General features: G+C 74.9%; 13 protein-coding genes, 1 tRNA gene and 6 pseudogenes. 6 read left to right on the top strand and 14 right to left on the bottom strand.

The features are described from left to right. The 4 genes and pseudogenes from IPJ95_09360 to IPJ95_09345 all read left to right on the top strand — a co-directional run bounded on the left by IPJ95_09360 (window position 1) and on the right by IPJ95_09345 (window position 4,598). On the top strand, window positions 1–831 hold the full coding sequence (locus tag IPJ95_09360) for a V-type ATP synthase subunit F (GenBank protein ID MBK7923817.1): 831 nt from the start codon (window positions 1–3) through the stop codon (window positions 829–831). A gap of 20 nt (window positions 832–851) precedes the next feature. After that, window positions 852–2,585 (top strand): V-type ATP synthase subunit A, encoded by a 1,734-nt coding sequence (locus IPJ95_09355; protein ID MBK7923816.1) that lies wholly within the window; start codon window positions 852–854, stop codon window positions 2,583–2,585. Then, window positions 2,582–3,984: pseudogene (locus IPJ95_09350) on the top strand (V-type ATP synthase subunit B). Before IPJ95_09355 ends, IPJ95_09350 begins: the two are co-directional and overlap by 4 nt. Next, window positions 3,981–4,598: a V-type ATP synthase subunit D gene (locus tag IPJ95_09345; GenBank protein ID MBK7923815.1), complete on the top strand. Its 618-nt coding sequence runs from the start codon at window positions 3,981–3,983 to the stop codon at window positions 4,596–4,598. The pseudogene IPJ95_09350 and the gene IPJ95_09345 overlap by 4 nt, the downstream one beginning before the upstream one ends. Before the next feature lie 27 nt (window positions 4,599–4,625). Here the strand turns inward: IPJ95_09345 and IPJ95_09340 are convergent. The 13 genes and pseudogenes from IPJ95_09340 to IPJ95_09280 all read right to left on the bottom strand — a co-directional run bounded on the left by IPJ95_09340 (window position 4,626) and on the right by IPJ95_09280 (window position 13,627). Then, a tRNA-Ile gene (locus IPJ95_09340) sits at window positions 4,626–4,699 on the bottom strand. Between the two features lie 78 nt (window positions 4,700–4,777). Next, window positions 4,778–5,557, bottom strand: a complete 780-nt coding sequence (locus IPJ95_09335; protein MBK7923814.1) for a response regulator — start codon at window positions 5,555–5,557, stop codon at window positions 4,778–4,780. A 6-nt stretch (window positions 5,558–5,563) separates the two neighbouring features. Then, window positions 5,564–6,334: a response regulator gene (locus tag IPJ95_09330; protein ID MBK7923813.1), complete on the bottom strand. Its 771-nt coding sequence runs from the start codon at window positions 6,332–6,334 to the stop codon at window positions 5,564–5,566. A 55-nt stretch (window positions 6,335–6,389) separates the two neighbouring features. After that, window positions 6,390–6,905: pseudogene (locus IPJ95_09325) on the bottom strand (response regulator). 288 nt (window positions 6,906–7,193) lie between these two features. Then, a pseudogene (locus IPJ95_09320) lies at window positions 7,194–7,721 on the bottom strand (hypothetical protein). Window positions 7,722–8,031: 310 nt separating this feature from the next. Continuing rightward, window positions 8,032–8,166 (bottom strand): annotated as a pseudogene (locus IPJ95_09315) (hypothetical protein). 213 nt (window positions 8,167–8,379) lie between these two features. Then, window positions 8,380–8,712 (bottom strand): annotated as a pseudogene (locus tag IPJ95_09310) (Hpt domain-containing protein). A 120-nt stretch (window positions 8,713–8,832) separates the two neighbouring features. Beyond that, a pseudogene (locus IPJ95_09305) lies at window positions 8,833–9,129 on the bottom strand (Hpt domain-containing protein). 19 nt (window positions 9,130–9,148) lie between these two features. Then, window positions 9,149–11,335, bottom strand: a complete 2,187-nt coding sequence (locus IPJ95_09300) for a methyl-accepting chemotaxis protein (GenBank protein ID MBK7923812.1) — start codon at window positions 11,333–11,335, stop codon at window positions 9,149–9,151. Window positions 11,336–11,395: 60 nt separating this feature from the next. Then, the gene (locus tag IPJ95_09295) at window positions 11,396–11,887 is read right to left on the bottom strand and encodes a chemotaxis protein CheW (protein MBK7923811.1); all 492 of its coding nucleotides are present in this window, start codon (window positions 11,885–11,887) and stop codon (window positions 11,396–11,398) included. Window positions 11,888–11,891: 4 nt separating this feature from the next. Beyond that, entirely contained in the window at window positions 11,892–12,254 is a 363-nt protein-coding gene (locus IPJ95_09290) for a response regulator (GenBank protein MBK7923810.1), read from the bottom strand. Window positions 12,255–12,545: 291 nt separating this feature from the next. Then, window positions 12,546–13,022 (bottom strand): glycosyltransferase, encoded by a 477-nt coding sequence (locus IPJ95_09285; protein MBK7923809.1) that lies wholly within the window; start codon window positions 13,020–13,022, stop codon window positions 12,546–12,548. Further along, window positions 12,959–13,627: a glycosyltransferase gene (locus IPJ95_09280; GenBank protein ID MBK7923808.1), complete on the bottom strand. Its 669-nt coding sequence runs from the start codon at window positions 13,625–13,627 to the stop codon at window positions 12,959–12,961. The genes IPJ95_09285 and IPJ95_09280 overlap by 64 nt, the downstream gene beginning before the upstream one ends. 71 nt (window positions 13,628–13,698) lie before the next feature. Here IPJ95_09280 and IPJ95_09275 point away from each other — a divergent pair, with 71 nt between their 5' ends. Continuing rightward, window positions 13,699–14,802, top strand: coding sequence for a UDP-N-acetyl glucosamine 2-epimerase (locus IPJ95_09275; protein ID MBK7923807.1), 1,104 nt, complete (start codon window positions 13,699–13,701; stop codon window positions 14,800–14,802). 32 nt (window positions 14,803–14,834) lie between these two features. Here IPJ95_09275 and IPJ95_09270 read toward each other — a convergent pair whose 3' ends face one another. Then, complete coding sequence (locus IPJ95_09270; GenBank protein ID MBK7923806.1) at window positions 14,835–15,197, bottom strand: hypothetical protein; 363 nt, start codon at window positions 15,195–15,197, stop codon at window positions 14,835–14,837. 182 nt (window positions 15,198–15,379) lie between these two features. Between IPJ95_09270 and IPJ95_09265 the strand changes: the two genes are divergently transcribed. Then, window positions 15,380–15,913 (top strand): glycosyltransferase, encoded by a 534-nt coding sequence (locus IPJ95_09265; GenBank protein MBK7923805.1) that lies wholly within the window; start codon window positions 15,380–15,382, stop codon window positions 15,911–15,913. Window positions 15,914–15,933: the final 20 nt, after the last annotated feature.

The raw sequence follows: 15,933 nt of genomic DNA, 5'->3' as shown, positions 1-15,933 counted from the left end.
GTGGCCCTGGCCCGCACGGCGGGCGCGATGGCCCTCGCGGCCGCGCGCCAGCTCGGGGGCGGCTGGCGCGGGTTCGTGCGCGAGGCGATCGACCTCGACAACCTGCGCACCGCCCTGCTCCTTGTCGGACGCGGCGGCGACCTGCTCCCCGCCTCGCTCTTCCTGCCCGGTGGCGAGGCGCTCACGCTCGAGGGCTGCACCCGCATCGCCGCCGCCGCGCCCGACCAGGTCGCGGCGCTGCTGCCGCGGGTGCTCGCCGCAACCACGCTGGCCCCGCTGCTCCCGCCCGAGATCGGCGACCCGGCCACCCTGGAGCGCGACCTCGCCGACCGGCGCCGCCAGGCCTGGCAGCGCCGCGCCCGACGCGATCCGCTCGGCGCCGCACCGGTGGTCAGCTACCTGCTGTCCCCTCCGCGCGGAGGTGGTCTTCCTGCAGCGGGCGGTCTGGGGCGTGGCGCTCGGCGCGCCGCCCCCCCGGCGCGACCACGCGGCGGGGCCGCCATGAGCTACGCCGTGCGCGTGCTCTGCCGGCCGGCGGTGGCCACCGGCCTGGCCCTCACCGGCCTCCGCCCCGTCGAGGCGGAGACCTCGGGCCAGGCGCTCAACCGGGTGCTGGCGCTCGCCGCCGACCCCGACACCGGCGTCCTCCTCGTGGAAGACACCCTGCACGAGCTGCTCCCGCCCGAGGTGCGCCGCGAGCTGGCCCGGCGGCCGCTGCCGCTGCTGGTGCCCTTTCCGGGACCGCGCTGGAGCCCGGCGGAGGAAGGCATGGACCGCTACATCTCCGACCTGCTGCGGCAGGCCATCGGCTACCGGGTACGGCTCAAGTGACCGACCCGCGCACCGCCCGGATCCGCCGGGTCACCGGCACGCTCGTGGAGGCGGCGCCCCTTCCCGATGTGGGCCTCTATGAGCTGGCCGTGGTGGGCCACCAGCGGCTGCTCGGCGAGGTGATCCGCCTCGAGGGCGACCTCGCCACCCTGCAGGTGTACGAGGACACCAACGGGCTCGCCACCGGCGAGCCGGTGGTGCCCACGGGGCGCTCGCTCGAGATCGAGCTCGGCCCCGGCCTGCTCGGGTCCATCCTCGACGGCCTGGGACGGCCGCTGCCCGACCTGGCCCGCACCCACGGCGACTTCCTCCCCGCCGGCGCCGAGGCCGCCACCCTCGACCCGGCGCGCCGCTGGGACTTCACCCCGGTGGTCGCGGCCGGCGCCGCGGTGTCCGCCGGCGACCTGCTCGGCACCGTGGAGGAGCGCCCCGGCTTCCAGCACCGCATCCTCGTCCCGCCCGGCACCGCCGGTGTCGTGGCCACGGTCGCCAGCGGGCCGCTCACCATCCGGGAGCCGGCGGTCACCCTGGGGGATGGCACGCCGCTCTACCTCTCCCACCGGTGGCGGGTGCGGCAGCCCCGCCCGGTGGCCGAGCGGCTCGGGGACGAGCGCCCGTTCCTCACCGGGCAGCGGATCTTCGACTTCCTCTTCCCGGTGGCCGAGGGCGGCACGGTGGCGGTCCCGGGCGGGTTCGGCACCGGGAAGACCGTCATCGAGCAGTCGCTGGCCAAGTGGGCCGACGCCGACATCATCGTCTACATCGGCTGCGGCGAGCGGGGCAACGAGATGGCGGAGGTGCTGAGCGAGTTCCCCGAGCTCGCCGATCCGCGCACCGGGCGCTCGCTGATGGACCGGACCATCATGGTGGTGAACACCTCCAACATGCCGGTGGCGGCGCGCGAGGCGTCGGTGTACCTGGGGATGACGCTGGCCGAGTACTACCGCGACCAGGGCTGCCGGGTGGCGCTCATGGCCGACAGCCTCTCCCGCTGGGCCGAGGCGCTGCGCGAGATCAGCGCCCGCCTGGCGGAGATGCCCGGCGAGGAAGGCTATCCGACCTACCTCGCCAGCCGGCTCGGCACCTTCTACGAGCGCGCCGGGCGGGTCCGCTGCCAGGGCGCGCCGGAGCGGACCGGTGCGCTCACCCTCATCACCGCCATCTCCCCGCCGGGCGGCGACTTCTCCGAGCCGGTGACGCAGGCCTGCCTGCGGGTGGCGGGCGCCGTCTGGGCCCTCGATCCGTCGCTGGCGCACCAGCGGCACTTCCCCGCCGTCGACTGGGAGACGAGCTACTCCGAGTACCTCGCGCGCACCCAACCCTGGTTCGAGCGGGAGGGGGGCGCGGGGTGGGGCGCGGCGCGGCGGCGGCTGGTGGAGCTGCTGCAGCGGGGCCGCGAACTCAAGGAGATCGCGGCGCTGGTGGGTCCGGATGCGCTGCAGGACGAGGACCGCCTCATCCTCGAGTCGGCGCGGCTGCTGCGCGAGCTGGTGCTGGCGCAGAGCGCCTACAGCGCCACCGACGCCTCCTCCCCGGTGGGCAAGACCCTGGCACTGGCGCGGCTGGGCCTCGCGCTGCACGACGCCGCCGCCGCTGCCACGGCCGCGGGCCGCCCGCTCGAGCGGCTCGACCTGACGGGGGCGCGCCGGGCGCTGGCGGCGCTGCGCGACGCCGGCCCGGCCGACTGGCCGGGGCTGGTGGCGGGCGCCGAGGTGGCGGTGCGGGAGGTGGCGGGACGTGAGGGGGGCCCATGAGCGGACTGGCACGCACCTATCGTGGCGCCGATGGCGCCGCCGGCCCCCTGCTCTTCCTGCATCGCACGGCGCAGGTGGCGCTGGGCGAGTGGGTCACCGTGACGATGCCGGGCGCCCCCGACCGCCGCGGCCAGGTGATCGACGCCGGCGAGGCGATGACCGTGGTCCAGGTGCTCGACGACACCCTGGGCCTCGCGCCCGGGCGGGCCGCCGTCACCCTCACCGGCGAGGTGGCGCGCGCGGCGGTGGGGCCGGAGCTGATCGGCCGCGCCCTCTCGGGGGTGGGCCGCCCCCTCGATGGCCTCCCCGCGCCGATCGGCGCGGCCCTCCGCCCGCTCAACGGCGCCCCGATGAACCCGGCGCGGCGGCTGCGGCCCAGCGAGTTCATCGAGACCGGCATCAGCGCCATCGACGGCATGAACACCCTGGTGCGGGGCCAGAAGCTGCCCGTCTTCTCCGGCCCGGGCCTCCCCGCGCTGGAGCTGGCGGCCGCGATCGTGGAGCAGGCGCGCGCCCCCCGCGGCGAGCCGTTCGCGGTGGTCTTCGCCGGGATCGGCATCACCGCGCGCGAGACCCGCGGCTTCCTGGAGCGGTTCGCGAAGAGCGGCGCCCTCGAGCGGAGCGTGCTCTACCTCAACCAGGCCAGCGACCCCACCATCGAGCGCCTGCTGGCGCCCCGCATGGCGCTGACCGCCGCGGAGTACCTGGCCTTCGAGTGCGGGCTGCACGTGCTGGTGGTGATGGCCGACATCACCCACTACTGCGAGGCGCTGCGCGAGATCGCCACCGCGCGCCAGGAGATCCCCGGGCGCCGCGGCTATCCCGGCTACATGTACACCGACCTGGCGACGATCTTCGAGCGCGCCGGCCTGCTGCGGGACCGCCCCGGCTCCCTCACCCAGCTGCCGATCCTCACCATGCCGGACGACGACATCACCCATCCCATCCCGGACCTCACCGGCTACATCACCGAGGGCCAGATCGTGCTCAGCCGCGACCTCCACCGCCGCGGCATCTTCCCGCCGGTGGACGTCCTCCCGTCACTCTCCCGCCTGATGAACGCGGGGATCGGCCGGGGCCGCACCGTGGCGGAGCACCGGCCGTGGGCCGACCAGCTCTACGCCCTCTACGCGGCCGGGCGCGAGGCGCGGCTCATGGCGGCCATCGTGGGCGAGGCCGGCCTGGGGCCGCCGACCGCCGCGCGCTGGCCTTCGCGGAGCGGTTCGAGCGCGAGTTCGTGGCCCAGCCGGAGGGCGGCCGCCGGCTCGACGAGACCCTGGGCACCGGCTGGCGGCTGCTCGAGGGCATGCCCCGCGAGGACCTCACCCGGCTGAGCGACGCCATCTGGGCGGCGCATGCCGAGCCGCCGAACCGCCACGCCGCCGAGCCGTCCGGATGACTGGCCCCGCCACCCGTCTCGCGCTGCTGCGCGCCCGGCGCCAGCTGGAGCGGATGGAGAAGGGCACCAGCCTCCTCCGCCGCAAGCGCGAGGCGCTGGTGGGCGAGCTCTTCCACCTGGCCAAGCCCGCGCTCAGTGCCCGCGCCGTGATCTCGGCCGAAGCGCGCGCCGCCTACGAGGCGCTGCTCGAGGCCTACGCCAGCGAGGGCCAGGCGGGCCTCCGGGCCTGGGGCTGGCCCGACCGCGACCTGCGGGTGGACATTCGGCCGCTCTCGGTCTGGGGCGTTCCCGCCTCCACCATCCTCGACCCGCCGCCGGTGGAGCGCACCCTCGGCGGCCGCGAGACCCCGCCCCCCGCCGTGGGGCCGGCGGCGGTGGCCGCGACCGATCACTTCGAGCGACTGGTCGACCGGCTGGTGAGTTCGGCGCCGCGCGAGATGCTGCTGCAGCGGCTGGGACTCGCGCTCTCCCGCACCACGCGGCAGGTCAACATGCTGGAGCAGCGCCTGACACCGGCGCTCGAGCAGCGGCTGGCGGAGGTGCGACGGCGGCTGGATGAACGGGAGCGTGAGGAGAAGGTGCGGCTGCTGCGGATCAAGCGGCGGAATGCCTAGGGGCGGGGCGACGGCCCCGCCCCGGAGTGGGCCCTGGAGGATTTGAACCTCCGTCCCTCGGATTATGAGTCCGGTGCTCTAACCGGCTGAGCTAAGGGCCCGGCGCGCCGCGGCCGCACAGGCCGGACGACGGCGCCGGTGGAGGTTAGGGCTCCCCCCGGGGGGATGCAAGCGCCGGCTCACCCCCGCGCCGTCGCCGCCACGGCGGGGAACGCCAGCGTCTGCAGCACGCGGCGCATCTCGTAGCGCACCAGGCCGAGCGCGCCCGCATCGCTCACCTCCACGAACAGCAGCCCACCAGAGCTCAGGCAGGTCGCGAGCATCAGGCCGGCGCGGAACTCGAGCATCACGCTCACCGGCTGTCCCAGCTGCCGCGACCGCCCCGCCTGCTCCGCCCGGAGCACCATCTCCGCCAGCTGGCTGCGCAGCGCCTCGAGCTCCGGACCGCTGCGCCCCGCCTGCTCCAGCATCCGGCCCTGGTCATCCACCATCGCCGCGAGGGTCACGGAGGGCACCGCCTGCAGCGCGCGGAGGGCCACCATCGCGCCGTCGTCCGCGCCCGGCGTCCACGCCGGCGCGGCGGCCACCGAGGGCCGGCTGCTCAGGAGGCGCACCACCTCCTCCGCCAGCTCCGTGGCGCGGAACGGCTTCGACAGGATCATCGCCGCGCCGACCGCCGCGGCGCGCCCGCGCACCTGCTCGTTGACGATCCCCGAGATCAGGATGATGGGCGTCCCGGCGAGGGCCGGGTCGTCCTTGAGGGCCTGGCAGACATCGAAGCCGCTCAGGTCCTTCATGATGACGTCGCACACGATCAGCGCCGGCTGCTGGGCGCGGATGGCCTGCAGCGCCTCCCGCCCGGAGGCGGCCTCGAGGACGTCCAGCCCGCGGGGCTTGAGCGCGAACCCCACCGCCTTCCGGACGCTCAGGCTGTCATCGACTACCAGTACCTTGGTCATGGGTCCCTATCCCTGGTTCACGGGCGCCGGCCTGGGGCCGTCCCCGATGGGCTGCGCGCGCCGGACGTCGAGGTCCGTGGCCACGTCGAGCAGCAGCTGCTGGACCGACTTGCGGATGGCGCCGCGGCGGGGGAGGTCCTCGCCGGGCATGAAGATGAAGCTGCCGGCCTGCCCCTCGGTGCGTTCGAACAGCTCGAGCACCGCCGCCTCGCCCCGGCGCGCCCCGAACTCCGCGTCCACGATCCGGCCCCCGTCGAAGAACAGGATCCCCTGCCCGCCGTCCAGCGACAGGATCAGGCTGCCCGCGCGTCCGCTGCCGGCGATGCTCTGCGCCAGGTCGGGCAGGCCGAGGATGCCGATGGGTCCCTGGAACACGCCGGTGGCGGCGCTCGCCGCGGCCGGTACCGGCCGGAGCCGCGAGGGCATGAGGCGCGGCAGCAGTTCGGCCACCACGCCCCCCCCCCCGGCGCGGGGCGCCAGGTGGCTGGCCCCGCAGCGCTGCGCCTCGGGACGCCCCAGGTGCTCCGGGTCGAGCAGCAGCACGAAGGGCATCCGCTCCGTCTTGGGATCGCTGCGCACCACGGCGCACAGCTCCCAGCCCCACATGTCAGGCAGCTGGCCCGCGCAGAGGATGACCTGCGGCGGGTGCCAGTCGAGCAGGGTGAGGGCCTCCGCCCCGTCGCGGACCGCCTCCGCGAACACCCCGGCCGAGCGGCAGGCGCGCCGCAGCGTCTCGGTGACCAACGGATCGTGCTCGACGATCAGGAGGTCTGCCACGCGACCTCCCCGCCGCCCACCAGGGCCGGCGCGCGCCCCCCGCCGCGGCCTCGCGGGCCGCGGCGAGGAGGGCGTCCTCCTGCACCGGCTTGGCCAGGAACCCCGTGGCCCCGAGCTGCCGCGCCAGCGCCTCGTGCTTGGCGCCGCTCCGGGACGTCAGCACCAGCACCGGCAGGTCCCGGGTCGGCGCGCGGCGCCGCACGTCCTGCAGCAGCTCGAAGCCGTTCAGTCGCGGCATCTCGAGGTCGGTGAGGACCAGGTCCACCGGCGTGGTGGCGAGGCGCTCGAGGGCATCCACCCCGTCGACGGCGGTGGTGACCTCGAACCCGCCGCGCTCGAGCATGGCGCCCACCACCCGGCGCACGCTGATCGAGTCGTCCACCAGGAGCACGCGCCGGCCAGCCGGGCGGGCCTCGGGCACCGGCGCGGAGGCGGCCGGCGCCGCCGGGCTCGCCTGCCAGGCGCGCAGCGCCAGCGGATCCAGGATGAGCACGATGTCGCCGGCGCCGGTCAGCACCGCCCCCGTGTAGGGGCCGGCGCCGTCGAGGAAGCTGCCCAGCGACTTGAGCACCGCCTCCTCCTTCCCGACGATCTCGTCCACCGCCAGGCCGTACTGCCGCTCGCCGGCCTCGACCACCACCAGTGGCCGCGCGGCGCCGGGGGCGAGCGCCGACGGCAGGCCGAGGAGGTGCTCGAGCGGGAAGGCGGGCTGCAGGTCCCCGTCGGCGGAGCGGTAGCGGGCCACGTCACCGGCGGCGAAGGCCCCGGCCTCGAGCTGGCGCACCTCGCGCACCGCCGACAGGGGAAAGCCGAAGGTGAGGCCGCCGCTGCGCAGCAGCAGGGCGTCGGAGATCACCACCGTGAGCGGCAGCAGGATCCGGAACCGGCTGCCCTCGCCGGGCACGCTCTCCACCCGCACCTCGCCCCGCAGGCCGCGCAGCTTGGCGCGCACCGCGTCGAGCCCCACGCCGCGGCCGGCGGCGGTGCTCACCTCGGCGGCGGTGCTGAAGCCGGCCCGGAAGATCAGCGCCAGGCACTCGGACTCGCTCAGGGCGGCGGCGCGCTCGGCATCGAGGAAGCCGCGGGCCACCGCCGCCCGCCGGATCGCCGCCGGGTCGATGCCGCGCCCGTCGTCGCGCACCTCGATGAGGATGCGCGCGCCCTGCTGTTCCGCCCGCACCCGCACCGACCCCGCCGCGGGCTTGCCCAGCGCCACCCGTTCCGCCTCGGGCTCGAGCCCGTGGACCAGCGCGTTCTGCACCAGGTGCAGGAGGCAGTCGGCGAGGTCGTGCACCACCCGGCTGTCGAGCTCCACCGCGCCGCCCTCGGTGTGCAGCTCCACCGGCCGGCCGAGTTCGTGGCCCAGCTCGCGCACCTGGCGCTCCAGCCGGACCCACAGCGGCGCCAGCGGCAGCATCCGGGCGCGGGTCACCTCGCCGCGGAGCGCGCGGGTGAGCTGCTGCAGGACGTCCGATTCCTCCACCAGCCCGCGGATCCCGCCGAGCACCTGGCCCTGCACCTCGCTCAGGTCGGCCGAGATCTCGGTGGCGCGGCGGGCAAAGAGGTTGAAGTCGTCGTACCGGTCGAACTCCAGCTCGGAGAAGACGTTGGCGAGGTCGGTCGCGGCGGCGCGGGTGCCGGGATCGTCCTCGCCCAGCGCGCGCCCCCGCCTCGGCGGCCATCCGGGTGAAGGCGTGCCGCTGCTCGAACTCCCGCACCGCTTCCGTCATCCGCGCCCGGGCAAAGGTCAGGTCCTCGCCCAGCCCTTCGAGCCGCGCCAGCCGCCGCTCCAGCCGGGCGCGGGTCAGCACCAGTTCGCCCACCACGTTCATCAGGCGCTCGAGGCGGTCCAGCCGCACCCGGACCGTCGGCACCGGCGCCGCCGGCGCCTCGTCGGCGCGCGTGGTCTCCGGCAGCGACGGCAGCGGGGTGGCCGCGGGCTGCGATTCCGGCGCGATGCCGTCCACCCGAGGGCCCGTGTCGCCATGCAGGCCGCCGAAGGCCCGGGCCAGCCGCGTCGCGAGATCCCGGCCGTTTCCTCCCGCCGCCGCCACCAGGGCGCGCAGGCCGGCCGCGCCGAAGAACAGCCCTTCGAGGAGGTCCGTGGTCACGGGGGCGGCGCCGTCCCGCACCGCCACCAGCCGGTCCTCGACCTCGTGCGCGAGGTCGCCGACCGGATCGCACCCGACCACGTAGGCGGCGCCCTTGAGCGTGTGCACGGCCCGGAAGAGGCGATCGATCTCGTCCGCCGGCGGGCCGCCCCGCTCCAGCGCGAGCAGGGCATCGTCGATGGTGTCGAGGTGGTCGGTGGCCTCGGGCAGGAAGTACTCCAGCGCCTCCGCGTTCTCGCGCCGGAAGGTGTCGAGCTGGGCCACCATCCGGGTCACCCGCGGATCCACCTGCCGGGCCGCCCCCTCGAGGTACCCGTGCCGCTCGGCCAGCGCGCTGAGCGCGCCGTGATCGGTGTCGCTGCCGGTGGCCGTGATGGTGTCGAGCAGCTGCGCCAGCAGGGCCAGGTAGTCGTCCAGCGCCTCGGCCCGGACCTCGTCGACCTCGCCGGTGGTGGCGCCGCCCGCCAGCCGTTCCAGGCGCGCCCCGAGGGCCGCCACCCGGGCCAGCTGGTTGAGGCTCGCCGCCCCCTTCAGGCGGTGCGCCACGATCGCCAGCACGTCCAGGTCCTCCGGGGAGAGCCCCGGGAGGTCCCGCAGGCGGGGCCCGAGCCCCGTCAGGATCCCGTGGATGTCCCACGCCTCCTGCAGGAAGACCTGCTGCAGGTACGCCCGCTCGTCGCTCATCGGCCGGGACCGGGCCCGCTCAGGCGACCAGCTTGAAGCGTTCGAGCTTCTGGCCCAGCGCCTGGGACAGCGCCGTCAGCTGCCCCACCACCCGCTGCGCCTCGTGCACGCCCGACTCCGTCTCCTTGGCGATGCGCGCGATCTCCTGCATGCCCTGCGACACCCCCTCGGCGCCCTGCACCTGGTGCTGCGAGGCCAGGTTGATCGACTCGGCCAGCTCCGCCGACTCCCGCGCCGTCTCGGCGATCGTCTTCAGGTTCTCGCCGGCGGAGAGCGCCACCTGGTGGCCCTGCTCCACCTCCCGCGTCCCCGTTTCCATCGCGGCCACGGCGTCGGCGGTTTCCGTCTGCACCGCCTTGATCAGGCCCGCGATGTCCCGGGTGGCCAGCGCCGAGCGCTCGGCCAGCTTGCGCACCTCGTCGGCCACCACCGCGAAGCGCAGGCCGGTCTCGCCGGCGCCCGCCGCCTCGATGGAGGCGTTCAGGGCCAGCAGGTTGGTCTGCGCGGCCAGCGATTCGATGGTGTTGACGATCTCGGAGATCTCCAGCGACCGGTCGCCCAGCGCCTTCACCCGCTTGGACATCGCCTGGGTCTCGGCGCGGATCCGCTGCATGCTCGCCAGGGTGGAGCGCACCGCCTCGTCACCGGCGCGGGCGGCGAGCGCCGTCCGCCGGGCGGCCTCGGCCGCCAGGCTCGCGTCGTCGGCCACCTGCCGCACCGCGCCGTGCATCGTCTCCGCCGCCGACGTCACCTTCTCGGCCGACCGGGCCTGGGTCTGCACGCCGCTCGCCATCCGTTCGGCGGCCGCGCTCATCGTCTGGGCGCTGGTCGCCACCTGGTGCGAGGTGTCCCGCGCCTCGCGCAGGGCGTAGCCCAGCTCTTCCGCCAGCAGGTTCACCGAGTCCACCACGTTGCCCAGCACGTCCGCGGTCACCTCGCCCCGCCGGGTCAGGTCGCCCTGGCTGATCTCCGTGACCACGTCCAGGAAGTCGCTCACGTTGCGCTGCAGCGCCTTGCTGCGCTCCAGTTCGGCCTCGCGCTCCTCTTCATTGCGGGCCAGCTGCTTGATCGTCTCGTTGAAGGTCTGCGACAGCTGGCCCAGCTCGTCATTCGAGTGGACCTTGACCTTCACCCCGTAGTCCCGGCTGCGGATCCGCTGCGCCGCCAGGTTCAGCTCCCGCACCGGCGCGTTGATCATCCGGGCGATCCACACCAGCACCAGCGCCGCCGCCAGCGTCGCCGCCAGCGCGATCGCCAGCTGGGTCCACTGGCCCTGGCGGAAGCCCGCGATCCGCGCCTCGAGGAGCTCGTCCAGCACCTCCAGGCCGTCGGCGTACAGCGCCTGGACCGCCGGCGCCACGCCCGCGGTCAGGGTGGCGAAGTCGGCCGCGGTCAGCTCCGGCACCGCCGGCTGCACGATCCGCTGCTCCACCAGGTCGGCCAGGGCCAGCGCCGCCTCCTGGGCCTTCTGGTCCAGCGCCGCCAGCCGGGTCCGCACGGCCGGGGTGGCCTCCAGCGCGAAGGCGAGCGCCTGGCGCTGCTTGTCCACGTCGGTGCGCACGCGCGCCACCTGGAAGCCCAGGCCGGCGCGGACGTCCGGGGCCAGGGGGCCGCCGGCCAGCGCGCCGATGGCACGCGCCCGCAGGTCGCTGGCATCCTCCATGACCGACGGCAGCTTCTCGATCAGGGTGTTCATGACCCAGTAGGCATCGAGGTCCGGGTCCAGCGTCAGCTTCGATCCGTTGCCGATGTCGAACACCAGCCCCAGGCCCTGCTGCGCAATGAGGTTGCGGTGCGCCGAAAGGCTCTGGCCCGCGGAGGCGGTCGGCGCGCCATCGCGCACCGCCTGCCAGCCATCCGCCACGCGCTGCAGCGCCGGCCCCGAGGTGAGCTCGGTGCCGTAGCGCTGGTCCATCACCCGCACCTCCGCCAGCGCCGCATCCACCGACCCCGCCGCCTGCTGCCGCCGGATCGCCGCCGCGGCATCACCCGCCGCCGCCAGCGCGCCCTCCTCACGGTGCTGCACCAGGGCATCGAGCATCCGCCGCACCGGCCGCAGCGCCTCGACACCCCGCCGCTCCGACTCGGCGAACTCGATCGCCTTGTTCTGTTCGTTGACCAGCTGGAAGAGGAGCACCGCCACCGGCACCATGAACACCAGGGCCACCAGCGCGAGCTTCTGCCACACCTTCATCTGCTTCAACATGGGTCCGGCTCCTGGTTCCGCGGGCGGGCCTGGCCGGCCCGGGGGTGGTACGATGAACGATCAGGGGAGCACCGGGGCATCCACTGGCACCGGGCGAAGCGCCGCGAGCAGCGCTTCCCCTTCCAGCAGCACCACGGGCCGTCCCTCGGACAGAAAGGCACCAACGGCGACGGCCGCGACGGCGGGCGGGAGCCCGGCCGGCACGGCGCAGGGGGTCTCCATCGGGAGCAGGCCCGCGATCGCCTCGACCGCCAGCCCGACATCCTGCGCCCCGTCCTTGAGCACCACCACCGGTGTCACGGCCATGAGCGGCAGCGGCGCGTGTCCCAGGTGGGGCGCCGGGTCGACCACGGGCAGCAGCAGGCCCCGGAGGCTGGCCACGCCGCGGATCTGGGCGGGCATCCGGGGCACCGGCGTCACCCGGGGCAGCATCGCCACCTCGCGCACCTGGGTCACCGGCACCGCATACGCCCTGCCCCCGCACCGGAACACGCAGGCGCGCGGCGCGACGACCGGCGCCGCGGCGATCGGTGCCACCGGGAGGGCGGTCATCCCGCTACTTGACCACGCGGCGCACGGCGCCGAGCAGCTGGTCGGGGGTGAACGGCTTGGTCACGTAGTCGTTGGCGCCCTGGCGCATGCCCCAGGCGCGATCGGAGTCCTGGTTCTTCGAGGTCACCATCACCACCGGGACCCCCTTGGTCTGGTCCTGGCGGCGCAGCGAGCGGAGCACCTCGTACCCGTTCCGCTTGGGCATCACCACGTCCAGCAGCAGCACGTCCGGCTGCTCCGACGCCACCCGCGCCTCGGCCTCCCCGGGATCGGAGATCGCCACCACCTGGAACCCGGCACCCTTGAGCACCGACTCCATGACCTGGATCTCGGAGAAGGAGTCGTCGACGATCATGACCTTGGCCATGCGGAAGCTCCCCGGCACCGGAGGCGGTGCCTGCGCCCGACGGCGCCTGACACAGGAACAGTGGAATTGCGAGGCGGACGAGGGTGGGCAAATACAAGACCCATGCCGGAACAAAGTGCCGTGCCGCGGCGGCGCCCCTATCTGCAGGCGCCACAACGACTTGATGGTTCGTTCAGGAGAACGGGGAGGGCGGCAGTCGGGGGGGTGGCACGGCGGGGCGACGGCGGGATGCCGCGGGAGTATCGGCAGGACGCCGCGAGAACTTGAGCCCCGGCCGCGGCGGGCGGGGGGCTACTCGGGCTGGTACGCCAGCACCTGCTCGTACAGCGCCAGGTGCCGCTCGGTCATGAGCCGCCGGGTGAAGAACTTCTCCACCCGCACCCGGCCGGCGTCGCCCATCTTCTCCCGCAGGAACGGATCGCGGGCCAGGGTGTCGAGCGCCTCCGCCAGCGAGCGCACGTCGTGCACCGGCACCTCGAGCCCGGTCTCGCCCGGCACGTTGACCTCCCGCACCCCGGTGGGCACGGCGGTGGTGATGACCGGCCGGCTGGCCGCCATCGCCTCCAGCACCACCAGGCCGAACATCTCGTCCACCGTCACCGAGGGCAGCACCAGGAAGTCGGCCTCGGCCATGCGGCGGGGCAGGTCCTCGTCGGGGTACTCGCCGTGGAAGCGCACCCGGTCGGCCAGCGCCAGCGCCTGCGTCAGGGTCTTGAGCCGCGGCCCGTCCGGGCCCACGCCCACGATGTCGAGCCGGAGGTCGGGCACCCGCTCCAGCGCCCGCAGCAGCCGTCCACGCCCTTGAACTTGACCAGCCGGCCGATGAACAGCGCCCGCGGCGGGGCGTCGATCGGGCGGCGGGGCACGTCGGCCCAGCGTTCCTCGTCGATGCCGAAGGGGATCACCTCCGTCTTGTTCTCGAACCCCTCCAGCTCCTCCGAGAGCGCCATGTGGGCCCGGCTGGGCACCACGATCGCGGCGGCGCGGCGCAGCACCGCCCGCGCCATGAAGTGGGTGCCCGGCTTCTTGCCATCCTGGTGCTGCGTCACCACCAGCGGCGTGCGCCGGCTGCGCAGCAGGCTCGCCACGTCGGCCAGCGGATGCGGGTGGTGCAGGTGGATGATGTCGGCCCGCCGCCGGGCGGCCGCCAGGTAGCCCGGCGCGATCTCCTGCGAGCCGAGCGCGCCGAAGGAGAAGACCCGGGTAATCGTGGAGCGCTGGCGCCCCCCGACCCGTCCCCCGACCCGGCTCTCGACCGCGAGGACCGCCACCTCGTGGCCCTGGGCCGCCGCGCCCTCCGCGAGGTCCTGGACCACGCGTTCCATGCCGCCGGAGCGGGGCCAGTAGTACTTGGCAAGATGGAGGATACGCATAGGCGTGGCCGCAACTTGGGTGGCCCGGGGAGATGTGTCAACGGAACCCGCCGGGTATATTCTCCCCCCGCATGCTCGCCCTCTGCTACGGCACGCGACCCCAGGTCATCAAGGCCAGTGCGCTCCGACCCGCCCTCGCCCGGCTGGGCCGGGTCCACGCCGTGGACACCGGCCAGCACTACGACCACGCCCTCAACGCCCTCCTCTACGAACAGCTCGCCGTCGCCGCCCCGGACGAGTTCCTCGAGGTCGGCTGGGGCAGCCACGCCGAGCAGACGGCCCTGATCCTCACCCGCGCCGAGTCGGTGCTCGCCCGGCTCACCCCCCGGGCGGTCGTGGTCATCGGCGACACCAACTCCACCCTCGGCGTGGCGCTGGCCGCCGCCAAGCGCCGCATCCCCGTGGTGCACGTCGAGGCGGGGCTGCGCGCCAGCGACCGCCTCATGGCGGAGGAGCTCAACCGCCGGATGGTCGATGCCATGGCCACCCTGCTCTGCACCCCCTGCGCCTCGGCCACCGCCCGGATGCACCGCGAACACCCCGGCGCCACCGTGGTCGAGACCGGCGATGTCGCCTTCGACGTGCTGCGCGGCGTGCGGAGCCGGCTGGCCGCTCCCGGGAGCATCGTCCCCGGCCTCGCCGCTCCCTACCTCTTTGCCACCCTGCACCGCGCCGAGCTGACCGATCGCCCCGAGGTGCTGGCCGGCGTCCTGCGCGCGCTCGGCGGCCTGGAGCTCCCGTCCGTGCTGGCGGTGCACCCCCGCACCCGCGCCGCGCTCGCGGCGAGCGGCTTCACCTCGGAGCGCGTGGGCCGGCTGCAGCTGGTGCCGGCGGTGGGGTACCTCGAGAGCCTGGCGCTGGTCCACGGCGCCGCGGCCGTGGTAACCGATTCCGGCGGGCTGCAGCGCGAGGCCTACTGGCTCGGCGTCCCCTGCGTCACGGTGCGCGCCGAGACCGAGTGGGAGGAGACCGTGGCCGCCGGCGCCAACCGCCTGGTGCCGCCCGCGGAGGCGCCGCAGACCCTCGCGGGCGCCGTGGCGGCGCAGTTGGAACGCTGGCCCCGCGCCTCCCGGTGGACCCCGGACGCCTACGGCACCGGCCAGGCGGCCACCGCCATCGCCCACGCCGTCGAGGCCCTGCTCACCGCGCCGCCGGACGGCCGAGGCGCCGAGTAACCGCCCATGCGCGCCATCATCGCCAGCCATACCTATATCGATCCCGCCACCCGCGGAAAGCTCCGCGCCCTCACCGGGCTCGGCGTGACGCTGTCGGTGGCGGTCCCGGCGCGCTGGTCGCCCACGGCGCGGGGACCGCTGCTCTCCGCCTCGTGGGGCAATGACGGCGGCATCCGCCTGATCCCCATCCCCGTCACCGGCGACCGGGGCGAGTCGGTGGGCTGGAAGGCGAGCGACCTGCACCGCCTCTTCGCCGATTTCCGGCCCGACATCGTGCAGGTGGAGGCCGAGCCCTGGACCCCGCTCGCGGCGGCCGCCACCAGCCGGGCCGCGCGGCTCGGCATCCCCACCACGCTGTTCGCCTGGGAAAGCGTGCCCCGGAGCTTCGGCTTCATGGAGCGGTGGCGCCGCACCCGCAGCCTGGGCCGCGCCCGGGCGCTGATCGGGGGCAACCGCCTGGCCGCCGACCTGCTCTCCCGGGAGCGCCCCGGCGTCCCGGTGGCCGTGATTCCGCAGGTGGGACTGACCCCGCCCCTCGAGGTGGTCCGCCCGGACCACCGAGCTCGCCATCGGGTTCGTGGGGCGGCTCATTCCGGAGAAGGGCCTCGACAGCCTGTTCCGCGCCTGTGTGAAGCTGCTCGGGCGCTGGCGCCTGACCGTGGTCGGCAGCGGGCCGGCCCAGGAGTCGCTGGAGCAGCTCGCCGAGCGGCTGGGCATCGCCAGCCGGGTCACCTGGCGGGGCCCGGTCCCCTCCGGGGACCTGCAGCACCTCTGGCGCGAGCTCGACTGCCTGGTGGTCCCCTCCCGCACCACGCCGCAATGGGTGGAGACCTTCCATCCCGCGCTGGTGGAGGCGATGGGCCACGGCGTGACCGTCGTCGGCACCGACGCCGGCGCCCTCCCCGAGCTGATCGACACCGCCGGCCTGGTGGTGCCCGAGGACGATGTCGGCGCGCTCACCGCCGCCCTGCAGCACCTCTCCGATGCCCCGCGCGACCGGGCCCGCCTGGGCCGGGAGGCGCGGCTCCGGGTCATGGCGGAGTTCGTGGACGACGCCGTGGCCCGCCGCACCCTCGAATTCTGGCAGCGGGTACTGGCGCCCAAGGCGTAGTCGGCACGGCAAGCCCCCCA

It is taken from the genome of Gemmatimonadota bacterium, assembly GCA_016713785.1.
Classification (GTDB): Bacteria; Gemmatimonadota; Gemmatimonadetes; order Gemmatimonadales; family GWC2-71-9; genus JADJOM01.
This window is presented reverse-complemented; position numbering and strand designations above follow the sequence as displayed.